The following is a 21,307-nucleotide window of genomic DNA, read 5'->3' on the forward strand; positions in this document are numbered from 1 at the left end:
ATCCGTGACGCCACGGTAGTCGCCCCCGGTAGTCGCCACGGGGTCGCCACGGGGTCGCGGTCACACCAGGCGCGCGAGCTCCTGCCGGGAGGCGACGCCGAGCTTCGGATAGGCCTTGTAGAGGTGGTACTCCACGGTCCGGTGACTGAGGAACAGCTGCGCGGCTATGTCGCGGTTGCTCACCCCCGCCGCGGCCAGCCGTACCACCTGGAGCTCCTGCGGGGTGAGCGCCGCCAGCGCGTCGGCGGGCGGCCCGTCGGGCGCGCTCTCCCCGGTGGCGCGCAGCTCGGCCCGGGCACGCCCGGCCCACGGCGCGGCGCCGAGCCGATCGAAGATCTCCAGAGCCGAGCGCAGCGGCGAGCGCGCCTCGGCCCTGCGCCGCGCGCGGCGCAGCCACTCGCCGTACAGCAGCTCGGTGCGGGCGCGTTCGAACGGCCGGCCGCCGCGCCGGTGCAGCCTTACGGCCTGCGCGTAGTGCTCGCCCGCCTCCCCGGCCGGGCCCAGCAGGGCACGGCAGCGCAGCGCGACCGCCTGCGCCCACGGCTGCCGGCCCGCCTCGGCCCACGCCGCGAACCGGGCATGGGCCCCCGCCGCCCGGTCCGCCGCCTCGACCCGGACGGCCGCCTCCACCAGATCGGGCGCGGCCGAGACGGCACTCACCCCTTCGATCTCACGAAATGCCTGCTCATACCGCCCGAAAGTGAGATGAAACAGTCCCCGATGGACGGGATCGGAGCCGTGTTCCGGGCCGCCCTCGATGGCCGCGATCCGGGCGGTGATCGCGGTGAGCTGCCCGATCCGGTGGCTCTGCCCGGTGTCCCTGGCCAGGTCGACGGCCTCGGCCACGGTCGCGGCGGCGTCACGGTGCCGGCCCGCCATCAGCTGCGCGTGCGCGAGCGCGTGCAGGGTGACCGGCAGCGCGCCGGCCAGCCCCTCGTTCCTGCAGCGGATCACGTCCGCGGCGGCCAGCTCGGCCACGGCCTCGTCGTCGCCGAGGAACAGCGCGACGCCGACGACGAAGATCCGGGCCAGGGCGTCGTCCAGCGGGTTCGTCCGGGCCTGGGCCACCAGCGCCGTCAGGGCGGGCAGCGCGTTCGCGTGATCGTCGTCGGCCAGCCCTGCCAGGGCCTCGATGGCGCGCGCCGTAGGGCCGGCGAAGGAGCCCGCGAGCCGGGCCACCCGCCGGACGGCGTCGATCTCGCCCGCCGGCCAGGCGTTGCTCGCCGCCATGGTCAGCATCGTCAGGGCCAGGCCGGGATCGTCGCGCAGGATCGTCTGCGCACCGTCGGCGAGCACCTGCGCGGCGCCCCGCGGCGTGCCGCGCTCGAACGCGACGCTCGCCCGGACCAGCGCCAGCCCCGCGCTGTGCCCGCCCAGCTCGGCGGCGCGTTCCGCCAGGGCCGCGGCCTGCTCGGTGCGTCCGCCGGCGACCGCGGCCCGCGCGGCCAGGGTCGTCCGCCGCGCCCGCTCGGCCCGGTCCGGGCTGAGCAGCGCGGCCTGCTCCAGAATCGACGCGGCCGTGGCCATGGCGCCACGGCCGCGCGCCGCCACGGCCGTCTCCTCCAGAAGGGCGGCGATCCCCTCCTGCGGCCCGGTCGCGGCGGCGGCCAGGTGCCAGACCCGCCGCTCGGCGTCCACGACGGCGGCCAGCGCCTCGTGCGCGGCCACGCGCAGGCCGAGCGGGGCACGCTGGTAGGCGGCGGACCGGACCAGCGGGTGGCGGAAGGCGATCGAAGCCCCTGTGATCCGCAGCAGCCCCGCCTTCTCGGCGGCCTCCAGGTCCGCGACGCCGCCGCCGAGGGCCCGGGCCGCCCGCAGGACCGTCCCGAGATCGCCGCTCCCCTCGGCGGCGGCCACCAGCACGGCCAGCCGGGCACGCGCGGGCAACTCGTCGATCTGGGCGCCGAACCCGGCGACGACGCGATCGGTGGCCGGCAGCGCGCCCGGCATCGCCTCGCGCCCGGCGCGCTGCTCCGGACTGAGCCCGGCGGGCAGCTCGATCAGCGCCAGCGGGTTCCCGCCCGCTTCCCGGACGACCCGATCGCGTACCGAGGAGGCCATCGTGGAGAAGCGCTGCGCGAGCACCTCGGCCGCCGCGGCCTCGTCCAGCCCGCCCAGCCGCAGCTCGGGCAGGCCCGGAGCGTCGAAGGCGTCCCGGGCCGCGAACACCATCGCGACGCCGTCGGCCGCCAGGCGGCGCGCCGCGAACAGCAGCGCGTCGGCGGAGGCGGCGTCCAGCCAGTGCGCGTCGTCGATCAGGCACAGGACCGGCCGTTGCGCGGCCAGCTCCGACAGCAGGCTCAGGACGGCGAGACCGACCAGGAACCGGCTCGTGCCGGCGGCGTCGGCCAGGCCCAGCGCACCCCGTAGCGCCGCCGCCTGCACGCCGGGCAGGGTGTCGAGGCGGTCGAGCACGGGACGCAGCACCATCTGCAGACCCGCGAACGGCAGCGACGTCTCGGCCTCCACCGCGGTCGCCCGCAACACGCGAACCCCGCGGGCCCGGCGGACGAGCTCCTCCAGCAGGGCCGACTTGCCGATGCCCGCCTCGCCGCGCAGGACCAGGACGCCGCTCTGCCCCGCCCGCGCCCGTTCGAGCAGCCGCGCGGCCTCGCCGAGTTCCTTGTCCCGCCCCCGTAACATGCGAAAAATCTACCCATACGCCGCAAAGGGCCCAGACCCGAGGGTGTCCGGCCGGGAACCCCGCCTCCGGCCACATCGGCTTCGCCGAACGCCTGCGCAGCGAACACGGCGTCCCCGTCTTCGTGCACGCCGGCGACGCCGTCCGCACCCGCACCCGCACCGGAGAAAAGCCCAAAACCGCACTCGGCCCCATGCGCCTCGGCCCGACCCTCGGCTTCTTCGCCTACTCCCTCCGCAAGAACGGCCTGCGCACCCGCTACGTCAGCGAAGTCCCCGAGATCGCCGACGGCGACATCCTGAACCTGCCCGGCAAGCCCCCCTTCACCCACGGCGCCCCCTGGCGCACCTCACCGGCCCAGGTGAGCCAGGCCGTCAAAAACAGCTGACAACGCGGGAACAGCCGCTTCGCCCCCTACGACGGCGATCACCTGGCCAACGTCTGCCGCATCACCCGCTAGAAGGACGCACCCAACGCGGTCGCCCGCGACCGGGCCTCGGCGGCCCAATGAGGAGCGTTCCACCGGTCCGCGACGACGGCGGCCCGAGCGAAGTGCGCCGCGGCCTCAGGACGGCCCAGGAAAACGGCCAGCTCACCGAGAGTGTGAGCCACCGGGCGCAGCGCCATCGACAGACTCTCCGCACCCGCCGGAGGACCGTCACGATACGCAAGCAACACCTCGTAGATCTCCTCGGCGGCGTCCCGATCGTCCAAGGCCACCACGGCCATCGCGCGCAACGAGGTGAGGAACGTGAAGAAGAAATCCCGACGAATCGGACCGGGGGGTGTGCGAACCTCCCGGGCCTCGACATCCAGCCCGTTGGCGTGCAGGGCCAGCGCCAGCAGATCCGACGTCATCGAACCCAGCACGGCGTGCAGAGCACGCACCTCCTCCAGATGCCCACCCAGCGTGCCCTCGTTCAGCCAGATCGTGGCCAACGCCAGCTGAACAAAACCCACAGCGTGCACCGACCCGATCCGCCGCATGCCCTCGCCGGCGTCCACATAAAGAGTCTCGGCATCGGCGAACCGGCCCTCGACGAGCGCCAGACCCGCCAACGTGATCTCCGCCACCGCGATCGCCTCACGCATCCGATACGCGCGCGCAAGCTCCAGAGCCTCCCCGATCACCCGACGCATCGTCACAGGATCATTGGCCGCAGCCGCGACACCGGCATGATTGAGCAGCCCGGAGACACGGTAAACCGGCAGGTCGTGCTCGACCCCGATCTCCACCAGCTCCCGGCACAACCCCGCATCACCCAGAACCTCGGCCAAGATCTCCAAAGCCGCCGCCCGCAACCGGGGATCGGAGGCGAGAGCGAGCGCCTCCCGCGCCGCCTCCACCACTGACGGATCATCCTCGCCGACCAGCTCGTGCGCATACGCCGACAGCAACCGCGACCGCACCGAAGGAGCCAACTCCCCCTTCAACAGCCCACTCAGACGATCGACCACAGGCCGATCCACCGTGCCGTACGCACGAGCCTGCCACGGGGTCGGCTCCGTCCACGCCGTGAACGCCGCGATCATCAGATCCACACGCCCCAACGACTCCGCGTACTCCACAGCCACACGCCGCGTCTCACGGGCCGCAGCGACGGCCCCCGCCCGGATCTGCGCCCGCAACAGCCTGCCGAGCAGCTCCACACGCTCCTCCGGCCCGGCCGAAAGAGCCACCGCATCAGCCAGAAGATCGGCCGCCACATCATGGGCGTAACGCGCCTCGGCAAGCTCCGCGGCCCGCACACAATAGCCGACAGCCTTCGGCGAGCCCGCCCGCGCGAAATGATGAGCCAGCGCCGCGACATCGTCGCCCCCCTCAAGAGCGGCGCCGATCCGGGCATGCATCCGAGTGGCACGCAACCCGCTCAGATCAGCGAGAAGTGTGTCCCTCACAAGAGCATGCACAAAACGGACCAGACCGGGACCAGGCTCATCCAGAAGCCCCGCGACGACCCCCGCCTCCAACGCGTCCAACACCCCGTCCTCGTCCACGTCAGCAGCCTTGACCAGGACGTCCACCGAACTCTCCCGGCCCGCCACCGCAGCCAGCCGCAGAACCGACACCCCACCCGCCGGCAAACGCGCCAGCCGGCGCCGCAGCACATCCCGAACCCCCTCGGGAACCTCCGACAACGCCACCAGCGCACCCTCACCGCTCAGCAACCGGGCGCTCTCCCGCACATAGAACGGATTGCCCCCCGTACGCTCCGCGATCCCCGCCACCGTCTCGTCATCGGCCTCGCACTCAGCCCGCACGAGCCGCGCCACGGCCTCCTCGTCCAACCCCGGCAACGCCACACGGACAGGCGCCACCCGCGCCAGAGAGGCCAGCGTCTCGCCGAGACGCCCGCCCTCCTCCGCACGGTACGCCACCACCACCAGAACCGGCGCCCGCAGCCCCACACAACCGCCCAGCAGCTCCAACGTGGCCGCATCCGCCCCATGAAGATCATCCAGCACCACGGCCACCGGACGCTCCGAGGCGACCGCCGCAAGCCACCGCCACACGGCCCGACGCAGACGGAACCGCCCAGCGGTGGCATCGCCGTCCACCGGCCCGCCATCGGCCAGCAGCGGCGCCAGATCGCGCGCGAACTCACCAGGAGACGCAGACGCGGCAACGGCGCCCAGCACCTCGCTCCACGCCCACGCAGGCGGCGCACCATCGACCTCCGGGCAGCGACCGACGGCCACCAACCACCCCTCACGCTCCAGCCGCCTGCCGAAATGATCCAGCAACGTCGACTTCCCGAGCCCCGCCTCCCCGGTGACACAGGCGACCCGAACTCCATCGGTCACCGCCTCGGCAGCGGCCGCGACCAACGCCGACAGCTGCGCCTCACGTCCGACGAACGACGCACCGATCACCGGAACCGGCCCCTCGGCGGCGGCCACCTGCGGCAGCGGCGCGACCGGCGAAACCGGCGCAGGCACGGTCGCACGCAGCACCTCCATGCGCCGAGTGAGAATCGCCTCCTCCAACGCCACCAGCTCAGGACCCGGATCAAGCCCGAGCTCCTCAGCGAGAATGCCACGAGCACGGCGCAGCGTCGCCAGCGCGTCCGCCTGACGGCCACTGCTCCACAACGCCAAGGCGTGCAACCGCCACCCCTCCTCACGAAGAGGCTCCTCACGGGTGAGCCGCTCGGCCTCGGCAACCACCACAGCAGGATCACCGACACGCAGACCCGCCGCCACATGCAGCTCGGCAGCCACCGAACGCAGTTCGTTCAACCGCGCCGTCTCGGCGGCCGCCCACGGCTCGTCCGCCACCTCGGCGAACGCCGGCCCCTGCCACAACCCCAGCGCCTCACCCAGCCGAGCCCGCGCGACACCCGCGTCACTGTCCGCACGCGCCCGCCCCAGCAACCCCTCGAACCGCCAGGCGTCCACCGCCTCCGACGGCAACCGCAACGCATAACCCGGCGCCGCACTCACCAGCAACCGAGCCGGCGAGCGCGGCGGACGCCCAGGCTCCAGCAACCGCCGCAGGTTCGACACGTACGCCTGCAACGACAACAACGCCCGAGCGGGCGGCTCCCCACCCCACAGATCCTCGATCATCCGATCGACCGGCACCACCTGCCCGCGCGCCGCCACCAGCAACGCCAGCACACCCCGCTGCCGCGGCCCGCCCAAGGGAACCGGCTCGCCGCCGACCTCAGCCGCCAGAGCGCCCAGAACCCGAATGAAGACCATGATCTGCACATCGTATGCGGACGTCCCGAATGACCTGCAAACACCCAGGAGCAGGCTGAACACCTCCCAACCAGCCAAGGACGGGACCAGCCCAACGCCCCCCAGGACACTCCGGCACGTCACCGACCGCCTCCACGGCCAAACCCCTTCTCCGGCAGCACGCTCGCCGCGCACAACAGCAGCCCGAGCGTGTCGACCGCGATATACCGCTTCCGCCCCCTTGATCTTCTTGCCTGCGCCGTACCCGCAGGCTGTCGCGCCGACGGTCTCGGCCGCCTTGACCGTCTGGGAATCGATGCACCCGGCCGTGGACAGCTCGCTGTTCGCCCTGGTCGTGTCCAGCCGGGAGTGGTGTTCATCAGGTCCTCGCTTGTGAAACGCCGGCGCCCCGCAGACCGAGGAAGACGGACGAGCCAGAAGCTGCCGACAGGGACGGTAGCCGATCGGGAAGGCCCAGCCCGGCGCAGGGCTGGGCCTTCGAGCGCAACGTCAGCGGGTGGCGTCGTAGGCGGAGAGGATCTGCCGGACGACCGTGTCGGGGCGGGACATCATCACCACGTGCGAGGCGCCGGAGACCTCTTTGACCTTGCCGCCTGCCCGCTTGGCCATGAAGCGCTGCACGGCCGGCGGAATCACGTTGTCCTGAGTGGGGATGACGAACCAGGACGGCACGCTCTTCCAGGCTGGGATGCCGCTGTGCCCCGGACAGTCCGCCCACGCTGCCGGGACGCTGGGTGGCGGCCATCAGCCGGGTCTGCGAGGCGGGTAGATCGGCGGCGAACACCTCCCGGAACTTGGCGGGATCGATGTAGCCGTCCGTCCCGCCCGGGTAGGGGCGCGCCACGAGCGCGGGGGGGCAGCTTGCTGCCGGGGAACTTCCCGGCCAGCTCCAGCGCAGTCTCACCCTCGTCGGGCGCGAAGGCGGCGACGTAGACCAGGGCCTTGACGTTGTCGTGGCCGCGGGCGGCGTTGGTGATGGCCGCGCCGCCGTAGGAGTGGCCGACCATGATGACCGGGCCGGGGATGGTGTCGATGATGCTGGAAACGTAGGCCGCGTCGCCTGCCAGGTCGCGTAGCGGGTTGGCGGCGGCGATCACCGGGAAACCCGCCTTCTGCAGGGCGGCGATGGTGGCGTTCCAGCCGGAGGAATCGGCGAACACCCCGTGCACCAGCACCACAGTGGGTTTGGCCCGCGTACCCTCGGTGGCTGCCGTCGCCGATTGCTCCGCCGAGGCGGGTGCGACGGTTCCGGTCAGGCCGAGCGTCAGGGTGAGCGCGGCGAGCAGCAGGCTCAGGCCGCGGCGCTGGGAGCGGATGGTCATGACGGTCTCTCCTCGGGTTCGTGCCGGTGAGGCGTTGTCACGGCACGAGCATCGGCCGCCGGGGCGCGGGCGTGACCAGACCCGCTCGCTCGGCCTCCAGCAGCTCGTACGGCGACAGCTCGGCCCGGTGCTGCAACCGGTCGCCGTCGAGCGCGGCCACCAGCAACGTCCTACGGATGTGCGGCGCCAGCTCCAGCAGCCGGCCCGCGAACCCGGTCTCCAGCCTGGTCCGCAAGGAGCTCCAGCTTGTCGGCGGCGGTGTCCACGGCGATGACGGTGGTCGCCGCGCTGAGCGCTCGCAGAATCTGGATGGCCATCTGGCCCAGGGCGCCCGCCCCGATCACGACCGCGGTCGAGCCCGGCCCCAGCAGGTGCAGCGACCGCTTGACGGCGTGGTAGCTGGTCAGCCCGGCGTCGCTGAGCGGCGCGGCCTCGCGGGGATCGAGGGTTTCGAGCGGGATCAGGAATCGTGATGCCGGGACCAGCAGGTACTCCGCCATCCCGCCGTCGTGACCGCCCAGGCCCCCGCCCATGCCGGCGGTCTTCTCGCAGTAGTTCTCCCTGCCCTCCCGGCAGTTGGGGCACAGGCCGCAGCCCCAGGGGCCGTAGACGATCACAGGGTCTCCGGGCGCGAACCCGGTGACGCCTGGTCCCGGCGTCTCCACCCAGCCGGCATTCTCATGGCCGAGCGTGAAGGGCAGCCTGGTGGCGACCGGTGGCGCGGGTGCCTGCATGATGTGCAGATCGGAGTGGCAGGCCCCGGCGCTCCCGATCTTCACCAGGACCTGCCCCGGGCCGGGCTCGGGCACCGGCACCTCGCGCAGCTCGGGAGGTTCTTGCCATTCGACGAGTTGAAAAGCCCGCATAGCAATCCTTGTGCGCATACGTGGTCAGTCGCGGATCCCGTCGATGTCGACCAGGACGTGGCGCGGGCCACGGAAGATCTGGTTGTGGCGGTACGGCGGCGGGTCGGCGACGAGCCGTGGGTTCTCCACACGGCGGACGAACTCGCCGACCGCCACCTGGACCTCCAGCCGGGCGAGCGGAGCGCCGAAGCAGAAGTGGATGCCCTGGCTGAAGCCCAGATGCTGGTTGTCGGGGCGGTGCAGGTTGAGCTGGTCGGGGTCGGTGAACCGCTCCGGATCGCGGTTCGCCGAGCCGTACACCAGGAAGATCGGCGCGCCCGCCGGGATGGTGGTGCCGGCGATATCGATGTCCTCGACGGCGGAGCGGGTGTGCCAGAACTGGACCGACGACTCGAACCGCAGCAGCTCCTCCACCGCGGGCACGATCAGATCGGGGCGGCGGCGCAACTCCTCCAGCGCCTCGGGGTGCCGCAGCAGGGTGAGCACGCTGTGGGCGATCAGATTGACGGTCGTCTCGTGCCCGGCGAAGAGAAGGAGCACGGCGTTGCTGGCGAGCACGCCCTCGGACATGTGCCCGTCCGGGCCGCCGTCGTGGACCATCGCCGAGAGCATGCCGGGGCCGGGCCGCTCGGCGTACTGCTCGAGCAGCCCGGACATGAACTGCGCGAGCTCCTCCACGCTGCGGCGCGCGCCCGCCAGCCGGTTCCGCATCTCCTCGGAGGCCGCCTCCGGGCCGAAGTCGAGGGCGTCCAGGGCGGTCTCGATCCAGGCGTGGAAGCGGGGTTCGTCCTCCAGCGGCACACCCAGGACCTTGCAGATGAGGGTCACCGGCAGCGGGTAGGCGAACTCGTCCACGACGTCGATCCGGGTCTTGCCCCGCATGCCGTCCAGCAGGCCGGTGACGATGCGGCGGATGTCGGGCTCCAGGTCGGAGATCTGGTGCGGAGCGTGGGCCGGGCCGAAGAAGTGCCGCGTCATCATGCGGCGGTCGCGGTCATGTTCGGGCGGGTCGCAGGTGATGATGTTCGGCTCCAGCTCGATGACAGCCTCGGTGATCGGCTCGGCCCCCGGCTCGGCCGCGGCCGGGGCGCGGGCCGGCAGCCTCCGGACATCGGAGCTGACGCGAGGATCGTGGAGCAGCTGGACGATCTCCCGGTAGGTGCTGACGACGTAGGTGCCGTCCGGCTGCCGCGCCACCGGGGTCTTGCGGAGCTCGGCGTAGAAGGGGTACGGCTTGGCGCGGTTGGCGTAGCGCAGCGCCTGCTGCCAGGGCGTCTCCTCGGGCATGATCTTCCGCTCCTTCCTGCCGCTCTCAGTGGCCTCGGGGCCGGAACTCGGCCCTGCGCTCGTTCGGGTCGTGGCCGGTGAGGACGACGTCGGGGATCGCCGTCGGGACACCCGGCGCCGGGAACTCCGCGGGGACCGGTTTCATGACGTCCGGCCGGTCCCAGCCCGGCGGCGGGGGCGGGAAGGCAGCCGACTCCTCGATCAGCCGCGCGTAGTACTCCAGCCACTTGCCGTGGTCGAAGGTGACGGCGGCGACGACGCGGCCCCGGCGGCCGTAGGCGGCGGCGAAGGAGCGGTCCTTGACGGAGCCCTGCGTGAAGACGATCTCGTCACCGAACGACGGCACGCCGACGGACTTGATGTTGACGCCGAACTGGCCGGACCAGAAGCCCGGCAGCAACAGATGCGGGCGGTAGTGCGGTTCGAGGTTGACCATGTTGTGAGCCGCCACCTCGGCGCCGAGGACGGCGTTGTCCCAGTGCTCCATCGCGAGGAACTGGTACTCGTACAGCACATGTGGCGCGCGCGCCACGTCCCCCGCCACGTAGACGCTGTCGGTCACCACGCCGTTGATGTCGAAGGCCCGGCCCCCGGCGTCGCAGCCGACCCCCCAGAAGCCGGCCGCCAGCCCGGAGCCCTGCAGCCATTCCACGTTACGGATCGACCCCAGGGCGGCGAGCACCACGTCGGCCTCGACGGTGGTCCCGTCCGAGAGCTGGGCGCGCCGCACGTGTCCGCCCGCGTCGCCCTCCAGCGACGACACGCTCACCCCACAGCGCAGGTCAACGCCGTGGTCGCGCTGCATCTGCGCGGCGATCTCGCCGATCACCCCGCCCAGCGCCCCGACCAGGGGGGCCGAGCCCCGCTCAGTGAGGGTCACGGGGATGTCGAGCTCCCGGCAGACGGAGGCCACCTCCGAGCCGATGAACCCGCCGCCGACGACCAGCACCCGCGACGGCCGCGCGGCCAGCGCCTGCTGCATGCCCGCGGCGTCGTCGCGCGAGCGCAGCGAGAACACGCCCTCAAGGGCGGCCTCGGCCGGGTTGGGCCACTGCCGCGCGCGCGTCCCCGTGGCGATCAGCAACCGGTCGTACGGGACCGTCTCGCCGTCGGCCAGGCGTATCTGTTTGGTGCCCCGGTCCAGCCCGGTGGCGGCGACGCCGAGCCGCCACTGTGCGTCGACGTCCCGGAAGCGGGGCAGCAGGGTGTGATCGGCCGGCACCCAGCCCTTGAGCACCTGCTTGGACAGGGGAGGACGGTCGTAGGGCTCGTACGGCTCGTCCCCGATGATGGTCAAGGATCCGTTGAAGCCCTCCTCGCGCAAGGCTTCGGCGGCCCGTAGCCCCGCCAGGGAGGCGCCGACGATGACGATCCGGCCGTTGGCCCTGAAGTCGCGCACCAACTCGGCGAGCGTCGCCGACAGGGTCATGATCGCGCACCCCGCTCCGCGCCGTCCAGGCGGTCGATCATGATCGCCCGCACCGGGCAGGCCGCGGCGGCTCGCTCGACCTGCAGGCGCCGCGCGTCGTCGGGGTTCGGCTCGTAGGTGAGCGCCTCCGTACCGTTCAGCTTGAAGACCTCGTGGGCCAGATACACACACTGCGCGTATCCCTGGCACCGGTTCAGGTCCACGACGATGCGCATGGACAGACCCCCTCCGTCCTCGCCTGCCCGGCCGCCGGAGCGGTCAGGCGTCTGACCAGCAGGCCACAAGACGATTCTCCGCCGCCGGTTTTCATCACCACAACCACCGCACAACCACTGCCAGGGAAAAGATGCTCACGCCGGGGGCAGGCCGGGTCGTCGGCGCGGCAGCAAGAGTCGCAGGGCGCCGGGCCGGATGTCGCATGTCGCGGGCCGGTGGAGTTCCACCGTTTCCCCGTCGATCCCGGCCGGGAGGAGCCGTGCGGCGCCGTCCAGCCTGACATGGGCCGCCGCCCAGGCGATGATGCCGGTCTCGGCCGAATCCGCGGTGGCCTGCCGGCGCAGGTCGCCGCGCAGGCGTACGAACAGGTCCGCGTCTACCTCGCCAGGCCGCGGCGATCTGATCCGGTGCTCCTGACACCCGCCGATGTCGCGTTCATCGACCCGGGGATGCGGCCGTTGCGCCTGGTGGCGGATGTGACCCAAGATGATCGCTGCTCTCCACCGCCCGCCTTGCCGTTACACATCATGGTCATGGGCTTACAGCGCTAGTCTCGGCTCTGGGGCGGGTTTCCTTCGTGGAGGGGGAAGGGTTCGCTTCTGCCCAGTCGCCGCGGCGGGAGGCGCGTGCACCTGCGGCTCCTTGCGCCGCCGCGGCAACGCGGCGGCGGGAACCAGGCGCGTGCACCGGTTCGTTGAGTCAGCGCAAGGGATCGCCGTGGCAGGAAGGTGTGTGGCGTGGAAGTCACCGGGATCATTTCCGGCATCATCATCGGCCTGGTGATCGGCGCTCTGGGGCGGCTGGTCATTCCTGGGCGGCAGCGCATCCCGATCTGGCTGACGCTGGTGATCGGCGTGGTAGCGGCCTTGATCGGTACGGCTCTCGCGGCGGCACTCGGCGTGGCTGATACGCGCGGAATCGACTGGATCGAGCTCGGCATTCAGGTCGCGCTGGCGGCTCTGGGGGTGTCGCTGACAGCGGGCATGTACGGCCGGCGCCGCGAGTAGCCGGCCGCGAGCGGATCACGACGGTACAACGGTACAACGGCCATGGGCAGGCGCCCGTGGCCGTTGCCGCTTCCCAGTCAGTTCCCAGCAATGATGGCTGGCCTCGCCGGCCATGATGTGGAAGCGCAAAATCGACGGCGCGCCGGCCAGGTACGCAGGACTTCGCATCGAGCGCGCAGGGAAAGCCGGGCATACGGTGGAACCTGCTGGCAGGTCCACCGCAATGCCGTTCCGGCCCCCGCCGATCCGCAAGCCGATCGTCTGCTGAAGGCGCCGGTGTTCCTCCTGTCTCCGGTACGGTCCGGCTCGACGTTGCTGCGGGCACTGATGAACGCCCACCCTGCACTGCACGTTCGCCGGCTGCGGGTGGAGTTCGGCACCGGCCTGGCCGAACAAGCGATGGCGGCGCTCGGGCGCGACCTGTCCGGCCTGGAGCACCTGCTGTGGGATCGGGTGCCGCACCGAGAACTGGTGCGCTCCGGCAAGCGGTTCATGATGGGCAAGACACCGGCCGACGTGTTCACCATCGAACGGATCGCCGCCTGCTGGGGGTGTTCACGGGTACCCGTGAGCTAGACCGATACGGGCCAACTGAAGATCGCTTCCGCCTCACCTGAGATCGTTTCGCGCCGCCTCGGCTCTTGAGGCTCGCCACCGTACGCGCAGGAAGCAGGCAAACACGAGGCCCACAGTCACGGCGGCCGCCGTCCACACGACCCACTGCCCGATGTTCCTGAGCACGTCGTTCCTGCCCGGTGGCAGCACGGCCATCTGGACGGCCGCGCCCACCGGCACGGTCAGCCGGGCGAGCACACCGATCAGTCCCGGATGCCCAGCGCAGGCTCCGATGGCACCGAGTACCGGACCGAACAAGGCGCTCGCCACCCACCAGTAGACCGTGTCATCGACGTAGGAGCCGGATGAGACGTCGTGGACGATCGTGTCGGCGATGTAGTAGGCAGCGGTGGCGGCGACCAAGGCCACCACGCCGACGACGGCGCCCAGCGCCAGCCGGCGGCCCGTGAGGACACCTCCTAGGCCACGGGTGGCCCACCATCCCGCCAGCACCCCCAGTCCGGCCCACGCCCAGCCGGCGTCCAGCAGGATGCTGACGATCTCTGTGATCGACCACCCTCGGGTGGTGGCCTCGGTGCTTTCCACATCCACGGTCGTAGTGGCCGCGGCGTTGGCCAGCGAGGTGGCGGCGCCGAATATCGCACCGACGGCCAGGGCGCTCAGCAGGGAGATGAAGCGGGGCCGCGGGATGGTGGTCATGGGCGGCTTTCTACCAGATTGGGCGGCCGGCCCGGAGGGCCGCGCTCAAGCGCCCGCTGTCGTGAGTTCGCGGAGGGCTTCAAGGACGGCTGGGCAGCGGCCTTGCGGAGGGCAGGAGCACCACCCCCGCCAAGCCGCTCAGAGGCTAAAGGCGGGCGAGGCATGGCAAGATCACAATTTGGTGTTCCGCACGAGCGTCGGCACCCGACTGGACGCATCGAACGCGCGGCGGGCATTCCGCAAGATCACCAAGGCGGCGGAGATCGGACCCGCATGGAGCCCGCGAGAACTGCGTCACTCGTTCGTTTCCATCATGAGCGAGCAGGGCGTACCCATCGAGTCCATCGCTGCTCTCGTCGGACACGCGGGCACCAGCGTCACAGAAGCGGTCTACCGGCACCAAATCAGTCCGGTGATCACCAAGGGGCCCCCGGCCATTAACTCGATCTTCGGCGAGAAGCCCACGGGTTGAGAGTCCGAGTGAGATGGCTCCCCGATCAGTATCGACTTGCGGCCATGAGTAAAGGGCCTTCGGATTGCTCCAAAGACCCTTCTCACCTGGAAGAGGCGATATCGCCGACGATCACTGGACGGCCCGCTGACCGAGACGCTGCGGCCTGGTCAGCGGGCCGCTCAGGCGGGTGCCCGCCATCGGCGGATGGCGGGCACCGGCGTGCTACCAGTCGCTCTCTTCGCCGCCTTCATCGTCGTCCTCGAAGATCTCTTCGACGATCTCGCCGGCGACCAGGCCACCGACCACACCGGCAGCACCGGCCGCGGCCACGGCTCCCCAGCCGGGGCCGCTGCGGTGCTCCTGGTGAGCGTGGTGACCGTGGTGCGGGTCCTGATGCCCGTAGTGCGGGTCGTGGTGGCCGTGCAGCGGGGCGTGGCCGTAGGGGTCGCCATGATGGGGGTCGTGGTGGCCGTCGTGGTGGCCGCCGAAGCCACCGCCATGCCCGTAGCCGCCATGCCCGTAGGCGGTCAGGCCGGACAGCCAGCGGTCGATCTCGCTGGGCCAGTCGGTGCGCATCGCGTCGTCGTGGCTGATGGAGAAGCGGCCGATGGCGTCGCCGGAGCAGCGGCCGGCGCGCTTGTCAGCCTCCAGGATGACCTCCAGCCCGGCCGGGCCGGCAACGAAGGTCAGTTCGACCTCCCCGACGAGTCCGCGCTGCTGGGCGGGCGGGTAGAACTCGATCTCCTGGTAGAACGGCAGTTTCTGGTGCACCCCGTACAGGTGGCCGCCTTCCAGGTCGGCGGGCTTGAAGTGGAAGCCGAGGTCCAGGAAGGACTGCAGGGTTACACGCCGTCCTCGTCCACGACGGCAGAAGAAGCGTCCTGGGGCAGCGCCGCCACTCCGAGCGGTCGCAGGCCCTTGTCCGGGGCCGAGGAAGCGATCGCGTGGCGGCCCAGGCACTTGAGGTGGGCGTGGCCCAGCGGGCTGAGCCGGGCCACGTCCTCGTGCACGCCCTGGGCACGCAACTGGTCCACGATCGCCGACAGATACTTCGAATTCCACAACACCACGGCATTCCCAGTCGGGCGGCAGGCGACGTGTCAGGTGATCGGAGATTCCACCAGCTGCAATAGCGACTAGTTGGAGGCTGAGTGCAGAAATTAGCGGTACAGAGTTGATCTTCGTACCGGTTCGATGACAGGCACCGTTTTGACAGGTCGCGGGGCTTACGTTCCTGGGCCATGCCGTTCGAATTTCTCTCCGACGAACAAATCGCCCGCTATGGCTGCTTCCCTGAGGAGCCCTCCGCCGCAGAGCTGGAGCAGTTCTTCCGGCTGGATCGCAGTGATGGGATGTGCTGGCGTCCAAACGGCGTCCGGCCGCGAAGCTCGGCTGGGCCGCGGTGGGGCTCGGTGCGCATGCTGGGGGTGTTCCTGACCGGCGATCCGCTGGCCGTTCCGCCGGAGACGGTGGCGTTCGTCGCCGAGCAGCTCGGCCTGGATCCGGCGCATTTGGCCGCCTGCGGTCTCGCGGCGCGTTGACCGGGCCGCAGGCGGCCGTGTCGGCTGGGTCAGTGCAGCAGGGTGTAACCGAACCGGCCGGCCTCGGTGAGCCCGACCGAGGCTGCGTGGACGACCTGGCCGCTGGCGGGGATGCCGCTGGCGGTGCCGGGCAGGACAGCCAGCATGCCGCGGCCGGTGTTCTTGCCCGGCGCGCCCGCCACGAGCTCGCCCTTGCCGTCCCCGGTGACGTCGATGATCGAGACCGACGCGCCGAAGGCGTCGCCGGCGACCGACTGCTCGCTGACCGGGTCGGCGGTGGGCTCGGCGCCAGGGGGTGCGACGCCGTCCTGGGTGATGATCTGCGTGCCCGAAACGACCGGCCCGGTGGGTGAGCCGGGGATGAGGGCGACCGCGCCCGCCCGGTCCGCGCCGGACACCTGGGCGGTGGGCAGGCCGATGGCGATGTCGGCCGTGCCGTCGCCATTGAAGTCGCCGGTGGCCAGGCTCGGGGAGCGGCTGTAATGGCTCGGCGAGAACGAGGTCAGCCAGCTCAGGCCGCGAGCGGTGAAACCGACCCCGTACATGCCGCCGCCGTACTTGTCGCCGTACCAGACATTGATGGTGCCGGTGCTGGGAGTGACCATGACCAGGTCGTGGTAGCCGTCGCCGTTCACGTCGCCGAGCACCAGCTTGGAGTCGGCCTTCGGGCAGGCCAGCTTGGTGGTTCCCGGGGCGGCCTCGCACGCCTGCGGGCTGCCCATCATGTGCGGGTCGGGAGACGGGTTGCGCAGGTCACCGCTGTACCACAAGTACTCGCCGCCACCGATGGCGAGATCCGTGCCCACCCACATGGCCTCCAGCCGCCCGTCGCGGTGGATGTCGCCGATCACCGTGGACCAGGAGGTCAGGCGCCGCGTGGGGCTGAATCGGTTGCTCTCGAAGGCGCCGCCGTTGTACCAGCCGCCCAGCGCCTGCCCGTAGCCCGACCGATACACCCCCACGATGTCGGGACGCGGGTCGCCCTGGTCGGCCAGGCCGAAGACCAGCGACTCCATGTCGCTGGCGCCGGTCTCGATCTGGCGGGTGGTGTCGTTGCCGCTGGTCCAGGAGTGGATCTGGCGCGATCGGTAGCCGCTGGAGATCAGGTCGGTCTTGCCGTTGCCGTCGGTGTCGGCCGCGGCCATGCTCGTGCCCCATCCGGAACAGGGGGTGTTGATCGAGTAGAGCATGCAGCCGGGCTCGGGCCGCAGGTGGGAGCGTCCGGTGAAGCCGTCCGGGCCGCCGTACAGGACGGTGATCTGGCCCGTGTTGCTGGTGCCTGAGGCGGCCGGGTAGGAGGGCATGCCGACGGCCAGGTCGTTGTAGCCGTCGCCGTTGAAGTCGCTGTTGTAGGCGATCGGAGCGGCCGAGGCGGGGGCCGGGGTGGTGACGGAGGTGAGCGTCGTGGTCAGTGCGAGCAGCGCCACCGACCAGGCGATCTTGTTCACGTGCATGCCAGCATGATCGAGGCCGTGACTTGCGGACTGGTTGGATCCGGATGGTTGTCTGGGCGTGGACGCCCTCACATTTCGTCCGCGACCGGCAGATGGACGACCTTGAGCACGTGGGGCTGATCTACCGGGCCGGGACGCAGACATACCACCTGCTGCACAGCGGGTTCGGCCGGAGGACGCCAGAAACACACCGCGTGGCGTAGCTGCCTGGCCTGAGCGCTTGCGTTGGCGGGCTGCGGGGTCGTGTTCGGCGGTGATGCGGGCGAACGTCTCCTCGCCCAGCCTTACGTAACGGCCGGGGCCGAGATCCTCAGGCCAAGGGCCCGGTTCGGCCGGCCGGGTCGAGCCCCGGCCGGACGGTGGCGGGCACCACGGCCTTGGAAGCGGGGGCGATGAAGTAGCCCCCGCTTCCCGAGCAGCTCACGCCGACCGGCGGTTCTTTGCGATCACCTCCGGGGAGGGCGAGCGGATGGCGTCAGGTCGGCTCCCGGTCGCGGGGCTGGTGGGCTCTGTACTCCTGGGCACGGACGGCGAGTTCCCGGAAGAACACCGGGGGTGGTGTGACCTGGCCTTCGTGCCCGATCGGGGAGGGCGCCAGCGGTATGAGCAGGTCGGTATTGGGTGAGTGCAACCACAGGGCGGTCTGGTAGAGCTCGGGGATTTGCAGGAGCCGGAGATCGAACCCTGCCATTTCGAGCTGCGGCAGGGCTCGTGCGGCTTTGACCGCGGTCGCGGTGGCTCCGACGGATGAGCTTCTGTAGAACGTTGGCGGGAAGGTGCGGTCCGGCGTTTCGGCGACTTCGGCGCCGGCGAGCACCTTGCCGCCGGACTCCAGCAGGAATCGCCAGCCCACCGGCTGCGCCACCTCCAGGCGGCCGCCGGCCTCGATGTCTTTGACGAGCAGGGCGAACACCCGGTGGGGGGTGGACACCTCCACGTCATCCGGGGAGATCTCGCCCAGCAGTTTCGGGCCCTCTCCGCCGGCTCTGGCGATCAGGCCGAGATGGGAGCGAGTTTCCTCCCGGATCCGTCCCGGCGGTTCAGGCATGTTCAACGGCATCGCATGCTCCCTGAGGCTAGTTTCGCCGAGTCTTGAAGGTCCTGTTCCAGGTGCCGTTCGGGCCGCCCGGATAGCCGCCGAAGAGCGTCTCCCACGCGACCCACATGATGGGATCGTTCTCCTGGCCCGCGTATGTCCCGTGCGTACCCTGCCACGGGTCATGCACCCAGACGTGCACCAGTTCACCGGTCTCCGGGCGGTAGCTGTACCCCCAGATGTTGACGATGTGGCCGGAGAGGCCGCCACCCCAGCCGATGTTCATCATGATCGGGCGTCCGGCGTCTATCTCTGCCTTGACCTCGTTCTTCGTCAACGCCGGGAACCTTCTGATCTGCACCCACCCGGGCGCCTCGACCCAGTCGAGGTAATTCCTGGCATCGTCGGGGGCCGGGACGTAAACCCCGGCTTGCTGCAGCGGCCCGGCATCGGGCCACCAGCCCTGGTTGCAGTCCCCGCGTAACGCGCCGTCCGGGCAGCACTGGAACGGCTGCTGGGCGGCGAGCCGGGAGTCTTTCCTGTTGAGGACCGCGGTGGCGAACCCGCACTGGGTCCATGCTCGCGCGTTGGCGTAGAAGTTCGCGATGCTGATCGTTGTCGCGTTCCAACACCAGTATGTCTTTTCCTGGTATTGACGCCAGCTCCAGTATGTGGAGCCGAGGCTCTTGATCATTACGCTCTCGTCTGGTTGTGACATGCGATGCCATCCCTTCGCTACGCGGGGGTTACGTCGTCACCGTCTTGCGCCTCCTGGCCGGCCCGGAAGGGCCCACGCGCTGACGTTAAGAGAGCGCAACTGCGCTCGCAATGATCACGATTTGTCAGGTTGGACCGAAACACACAGAGTGGGGCTCACGTTTTCAGTTGCGGCTGTCCGGTACGTCTTGGCCTTCCGCTCAGCCACGACCAGCAGCGCCCCGCACGGACTTGTATCCTCGGCGCCAAACCGCGAGGTCCGGGTCGAAAGCACCCAAGCCTCGGCCTGGTCGCATGGGGGAGATCGCTTCGGCTCTGCCACTCCGGTCCCATCAGCCTCCGAGTGGACCGCCGTAATCGTCACCACCCTCGTGGCCTTATCCGGCCACTGGCGCAGCAGCTTGGGCCAGGAGAGAGCATCGGATTCAGTTCTTGGATGACAACAGTTAATCAAGCAACTGACTTGGTGGGTTGCCTCCTGATCGCGGGCGTACTGTCCAACGAACGGTCCCTTGGCCGGCTGAAGATGGCTTCCCACTTCACCGGCGAGGCAGCAGTATCGAGGCGGCGCACATCACGCCCGCAGCCGTGAAGAGCGACGTGCGCGTGTCGGTCCAGGTCGCTACGAGGCCACCGAGGAGGATGAACAGGGGCTGGGTGACCGTCGTGGCGGACGACCACAATGTGGCCACGCGAGCCATGAGATGGTCAGGGGTCTGTAGCTGCCGATAGCCGGCCATGGTGGAGTTCGCCGCGCCGGCGAACAGCAGCACCATGCCGAACCCGAAGCCGCACCGGCTCGGGCACGGGCAAGGGGCTGGCGGCCGTCAGCCGGGTCGGCTTCACCGTCCGCAACGGCACGATCAGTGGCTTCAAGTACGGAATCTACCTCTCGTCCTCCTCCGGCCTGCCGCGCACCGACGTCACCGCCACGGACGTGCGGCTCCTCGCGGCGCCCATCGACGCCTGGCCCGGCACGATCACCTTCACCGGCACGCGTCAGGACGCCTGCCTGCTGTCCGGTCTGCGGCTGGTCGACGGGCTGATCACGATCGAGCGGTGCACGGTGACCAGGCAGACCGTCATGGTGCGCGGCACCGGCTCGGCGATCCGCAGCAGCACGCTCACCGGCGGAAGCCTCACGGTCAGCGCGACCGACCAGGGCACCTTCACCCGTAACGTCTTCGACGCCTTCCCCATGGGCCTGTCGAACGACAGCCGCCGCAACCTCGTGCGGGCCAACGTCTTCAAGAATTCGGCCACAGCGGGCCTCGGCGCCGCGGAGACCTTCCTGCCGCAGGACGCGAACACCATCGAGGACAACGAGTTCACCGGCAACGGCCTGCACCCCAGCGGCCTGGTCGACGGCCAGGGGCACACGGTCCAGGGCGGCATCCACCTGAGCTCCCGCGCGGCTCTCACGCCGCCGGCCACCTCATCTGGGCGCCCCCGGGCACGGTCGCCGACGGAGGCGGCAACCAGGGCCCCTGTGGCCCCACCCCCAACCCCGACCTGACCTGCTGGTGAGACCACCGGCTTGCTGGTGAGACCACCGGCCCGGTCTCCCGGGCGCGGGACGGCCGAGGTCCGCGGGCGCGCGCGGGTCAGCTCCGGCGCCTGTTCTCCTCCGCGTGACCGACCCCGGGGTGGGGCCGTCGGCGCGGGGGCGTGCCGCCGTACTCCGGGTGGTGCTCGAAGTGCCACCACTCGTTGTCGAACATGCGGTAGAGGTCGTAGCGGGCGCCGTGCTCCTCCAGCCAGCGCGCGCCTTCGTGCGGACGCACGTCCAGGGCGATGCCCTTGACGTGGTTGGACTCCGTCGGCGGCAGCACGAGCATGCGCGCCAGCGCCGGGGAGCCGGTGCGGCGCACCTCCTCCTCGAACATCCGGAGCTGAACGAGCGGATCACGGTATCCCGAGGTGAGGCCGAGGAGCTGGCCGTGACGCCAGAGCGCCTCGGTGCGCGCCGCGGTGAACGCCGCCAGGGCGCCGTCGGTGAGCCCGGCCAGGTCCTCGGCGGGGAAGCGCATCCGTAACGCCCACTGGCAGGCCAGCTCGCGGGCCCGGCCGGGGCGGCGGACGAGCGCCGCGGGCAGCAGGAGCACGGCGAGCACCAGCGTCACCACGGCGAACAGCCGATCTCGGGGCCGAGCTGGGATGGTGCGTGGTTCGTTCATGACGAACTACGATTGGCGCCGAATGTGAGTGGGTCGTCTGCCGAATGTCACCGTTTGTCGACGGCCGTCACCCCGGCATCACCGTGACACAACGATGACATGGCGCTGACAAGACGGGGACATCACCGGCCGACAGTGGACGGAGTTGACCGGCGAGCGAGGTTACGGAGCGTGCTGTGG

24 protein-coding genes are annotated in these 21,307 nt (G+C 70.6%); 6 read left to right on the forward strand and 18 right to left on the reverse strand.

Going from position 1 to position 21,307, the window contains the following annotated elements:
• Positions 1-60: 60 nt before the first annotated feature.
• Entirely contained in the window at positions 61-2,643 is a 2,583-nt protein-coding gene (locus tag ACIBK9_RS33805) for an ATP-binding protein (RefSeq protein ID WP_397162652.1), read from the reverse strand.
• 191 nt (positions 2,644-2,834) lie between these two features.
• On the opposite strand from ACIBK9_RS33805, the gene ACIBK9_RS33810 reads away from it, so the two are divergent.
• Positions 2,835-3,029 (forward strand): hypothetical protein, encoded by a 195-nt coding sequence (locus ACIBK9_RS33810; RefSeq protein WP_397162653.1) that lies wholly within the window; start codon positions 2,835-2,837, stop codon positions 3,027-3,029.
• Positions 3,030-3,097: 68 nt separating this feature from the next.
• Here ACIBK9_RS33810 and ACIBK9_RS33815 read toward each other — a convergent pair whose 3' ends face one another.
• The 9 genes from ACIBK9_RS33815 to ACIBK9_RS33855 form a co-directional block, all read right to left on the reverse strand.
• Positions 3,098-6,409 (reverse strand): BTAD domain-containing putative transcriptional regulator, encoded by a 3,312-nt coding sequence (locus ACIBK9_RS33815; RefSeq protein WP_397162654.1) that lies wholly within the window; start codon positions 6,407-6,409, stop codon positions 3,098-3,100.
• A gap of 426 nt (positions 6,410-6,835) precedes the next feature.
• On the reverse strand, positions 6,836-7,018 hold the full coding sequence (locus ACIBK9_RS33820) for an alpha/beta fold hydrolase (protein WP_397162655.1): 183 nt from the start codon (positions 7,016-7,018) through the stop codon (positions 6,836-6,838).
• Complete coding sequence (locus tag ACIBK9_RS33825; protein WP_397162656.1) at positions 6,979-7,668, reverse strand: alpha/beta fold hydrolase; 690 nt, start codon at positions 7,666-7,668, stop codon at positions 6,979-6,981. The genes ACIBK9_RS33820 and ACIBK9_RS33825 overlap by 40 nt, the downstream gene beginning before the upstream one ends.
• A gap of 37 nt (positions 7,669-7,705) precedes the next feature.
• Positions 7,706-7,903, reverse strand: coding sequence for a hypothetical protein (locus tag ACIBK9_RS33830; RefSeq protein WP_397162657.1), 198 nt, complete (start codon positions 7,901-7,903; stop codon positions 7,706-7,708).
• Positions 7,839-8,534: an alcohol dehydrogenase catalytic domain-containing protein gene (locus ACIBK9_RS33835; RefSeq protein WP_397162658.1), complete on the reverse strand. Its 696-nt coding sequence runs from the start codon at positions 8,532-8,534 to the stop codon at positions 7,839-7,841. The genes ACIBK9_RS33830 and ACIBK9_RS33835 overlap by 65 nt, the downstream gene beginning before the upstream one ends.
• Before the next feature lie 24 nt (positions 8,535-8,558).
• Positions 8,559-9,821 (reverse strand): cytochrome P450, encoded by a 1,263-nt coding sequence (locus ACIBK9_RS33840; RefSeq protein ID WP_397162659.1) that lies wholly within the window; start codon positions 9,819-9,821, stop codon positions 8,559-8,561.
• A gap of 25 nt (positions 9,822-9,846) precedes the next feature.
• Positions 9,847-11,250: an NAD(P)/FAD-dependent oxidoreductase gene (locus ACIBK9_RS33845; protein ID WP_397162660.1), complete on the reverse strand. Its 1,404-nt coding sequence runs from the start codon at positions 11,248-11,250 to the stop codon at positions 9,847-9,849.
• Positions 11,247-11,465, reverse strand: coding sequence for a ferredoxin (locus ACIBK9_RS33850; protein ID WP_397162661.1), 219 nt, complete (start codon positions 11,463-11,465; stop codon positions 11,247-11,249). Before ACIBK9_RS33850 ends, ACIBK9_RS33845 begins: the two co-directional genes overlap by 4 nt.
• Positions 11,466-11,600: 135 nt before the next feature.
• Entirely contained in the window at positions 11,601-11,951 is a 351-nt protein-coding gene (locus ACIBK9_RS33855; protein ID WP_397162662.1) for a hypothetical protein, read from the reverse strand.
• 252 nt (positions 11,952-12,203) lie between these two features.
• Here ACIBK9_RS33855 and ACIBK9_RS33860 point away from each other — a divergent pair, with 252 nt between their 5' ends.
• Both ACIBK9_RS33860 and ACIBK9_RS33865 read left to right on the forward strand, forming a co-directional pair.
• Positions 12,204-12,473 carry a GlsB/YeaQ/YmgE family stress response membrane protein gene (locus ACIBK9_RS33860; RefSeq protein WP_397162663.1) on the forward strand — a complete coding sequence of 90 codons (270 nt, stop codon included), beginning with the start codon at positions 12,204-12,206 and terminating at the stop codon, positions 12,471-12,473.
• Positions 12,474-12,563: 90 nt separating this feature from the next.
• On the forward strand, positions 12,564-13,049 hold the full coding sequence (locus ACIBK9_RS33865; RefSeq protein WP_397162664.1) for a hypothetical protein: 486 nt from the start codon (positions 12,564-12,566) through the stop codon (positions 13,047-13,049).
• 33 nt (positions 13,050-13,082) lie between these two features.
• Here the strand turns inward: ACIBK9_RS33865 and ACIBK9_RS33870 are convergent, their stop codons facing one another.
• Positions 13,083-13,748 carry a hypothetical protein gene (locus tag ACIBK9_RS33870; protein WP_397162665.1) on the reverse strand — a complete coding sequence of 222 codons (666 nt, stop codon included), beginning with the start codon at positions 13,746-13,748 and terminating at the stop codon, positions 13,083-13,085.
• On the opposite strand from ACIBK9_RS33870, the gene ACIBK9_RS33875 reads away from it, so the two are divergent.
• Complete coding sequence (locus tag ACIBK9_RS33875) at positions 13,747-14,220, forward strand: tyrosine-type recombinase/integrase (protein ID WP_397163077.1); 474 nt, start codon at positions 13,747-13,749, stop codon at positions 14,218-14,220. The genes ACIBK9_RS33870 and ACIBK9_RS33875 overlap by 2 nt on opposite strands.
• 204 nt (positions 14,221-14,424) lie before the next feature.
• On the opposite strand, the gene ACIBK9_RS33880 is transcribed toward ACIBK9_RS33875, so the two are convergent.
• Positions 14,425-15,042, reverse strand: coding sequence for a sporulation protein (locus ACIBK9_RS33880; protein ID WP_397163079.1), 618 nt, complete (start codon positions 15,040-15,042; stop codon positions 14,425-14,427).
• Positions 15,043-15,044: 2 nt separating this feature from the next.
• A complete protein-coding gene (locus tag ACIBK9_RS33885; RefSeq protein ID WP_397162666.1) occupies positions 15,045-15,269 on the reverse strand; it encodes a Tn3 family transposase in 225 nt (74 codons plus the stop codon).
• 174 nt (positions 15,270-15,443) lie between these two features.
• On the opposite strand from ACIBK9_RS33885, the gene ACIBK9_RS33890 reads away from it, so the two are divergent.
• Positions 15,444-15,743, forward strand: a complete 300-nt coding sequence (locus tag ACIBK9_RS33890) for a DUF4158 domain-containing protein (protein ID WP_397162667.1) — start codon at positions 15,444-15,446, stop codon at positions 15,741-15,743.
• A gap of 29 nt (positions 15,744-15,772) precedes the next feature.
• Here ACIBK9_RS33890 and ACIBK9_RS33895 read toward each other — a convergent pair whose 3' ends face one another.
• From ACIBK9_RS33895 to ACIBK9_RS33910, 4 genes are all read right to left on the reverse strand, one after another.
• A complete protein-coding gene (locus ACIBK9_RS33895; protein WP_397162668.1) occupies positions 15,773-17,197 on the reverse strand; it encodes an FG-GAP and VCBS repeat-containing protein in 1,425 nt (474 codons plus the stop codon).
• Between the two features lie 475 nt (positions 17,198-17,672).
• Complete coding sequence (locus ACIBK9_RS33900) at positions 17,673-18,257, reverse strand: hypothetical protein (protein WP_397162669.1); 585 nt, start codon at positions 18,255-18,257, stop codon at positions 17,673-17,675.
• A 16-nt stretch (positions 18,258-18,273) separates the two neighbouring features.
• On the reverse strand, positions 18,274-18,927 hold the full coding sequence (locus ACIBK9_RS33905; protein WP_397162670.1) for a C39 family peptidase: 654 nt from the start codon (positions 18,925-18,927) through the stop codon (positions 18,274-18,276).
• Between the two features lie 562 nt (positions 18,928-19,489).
• Complete coding sequence (locus tag ACIBK9_RS33910) at positions 19,490-19,726, reverse strand: hypothetical protein (protein WP_397162671.1); 237 nt, start codon at positions 19,724-19,726, stop codon at positions 19,490-19,492.
• Between the two features lie 41 nt (positions 19,727-19,767).
• Between ACIBK9_RS33910 and ACIBK9_RS33915 the strand changes: the two genes are divergently transcribed.
• Positions 19,768-20,466, forward strand: a complete 699-nt coding sequence (locus ACIBK9_RS33915) for a right-handed parallel beta-helix repeat-containing protein (RefSeq protein WP_397163080.1) — start codon at positions 19,768-19,770, stop codon at positions 20,464-20,466.
• Between the two features lie 88 nt (positions 20,467-20,554).
• On the opposite strand, the gene vanY-N is transcribed toward ACIBK9_RS33915, so the two are convergent.
• On the reverse strand, positions 20,555-21,127 hold the full coding sequence (gene vanY-N / locus ACIBK9_RS33920) for a D,D-peptidase/D,D-carboxypeptidase VanY-N (RefSeq protein ID WP_397162672.1): 573 nt from the start codon (positions 21,125-21,127) through the stop codon (positions 20,555-20,557).
• Positions 21,128-21,307: the final 180 nt, after the last annotated feature.

It is taken from the genome of Nonomuraea sp. NPDC050227 (genome assembly GCF_044459705.1).
Taxonomy (GTDB): Bacteria; Actinomycetota; Actinomycetes; order Streptosporangiales; family Streptosporangiaceae; genus Nonomuraea.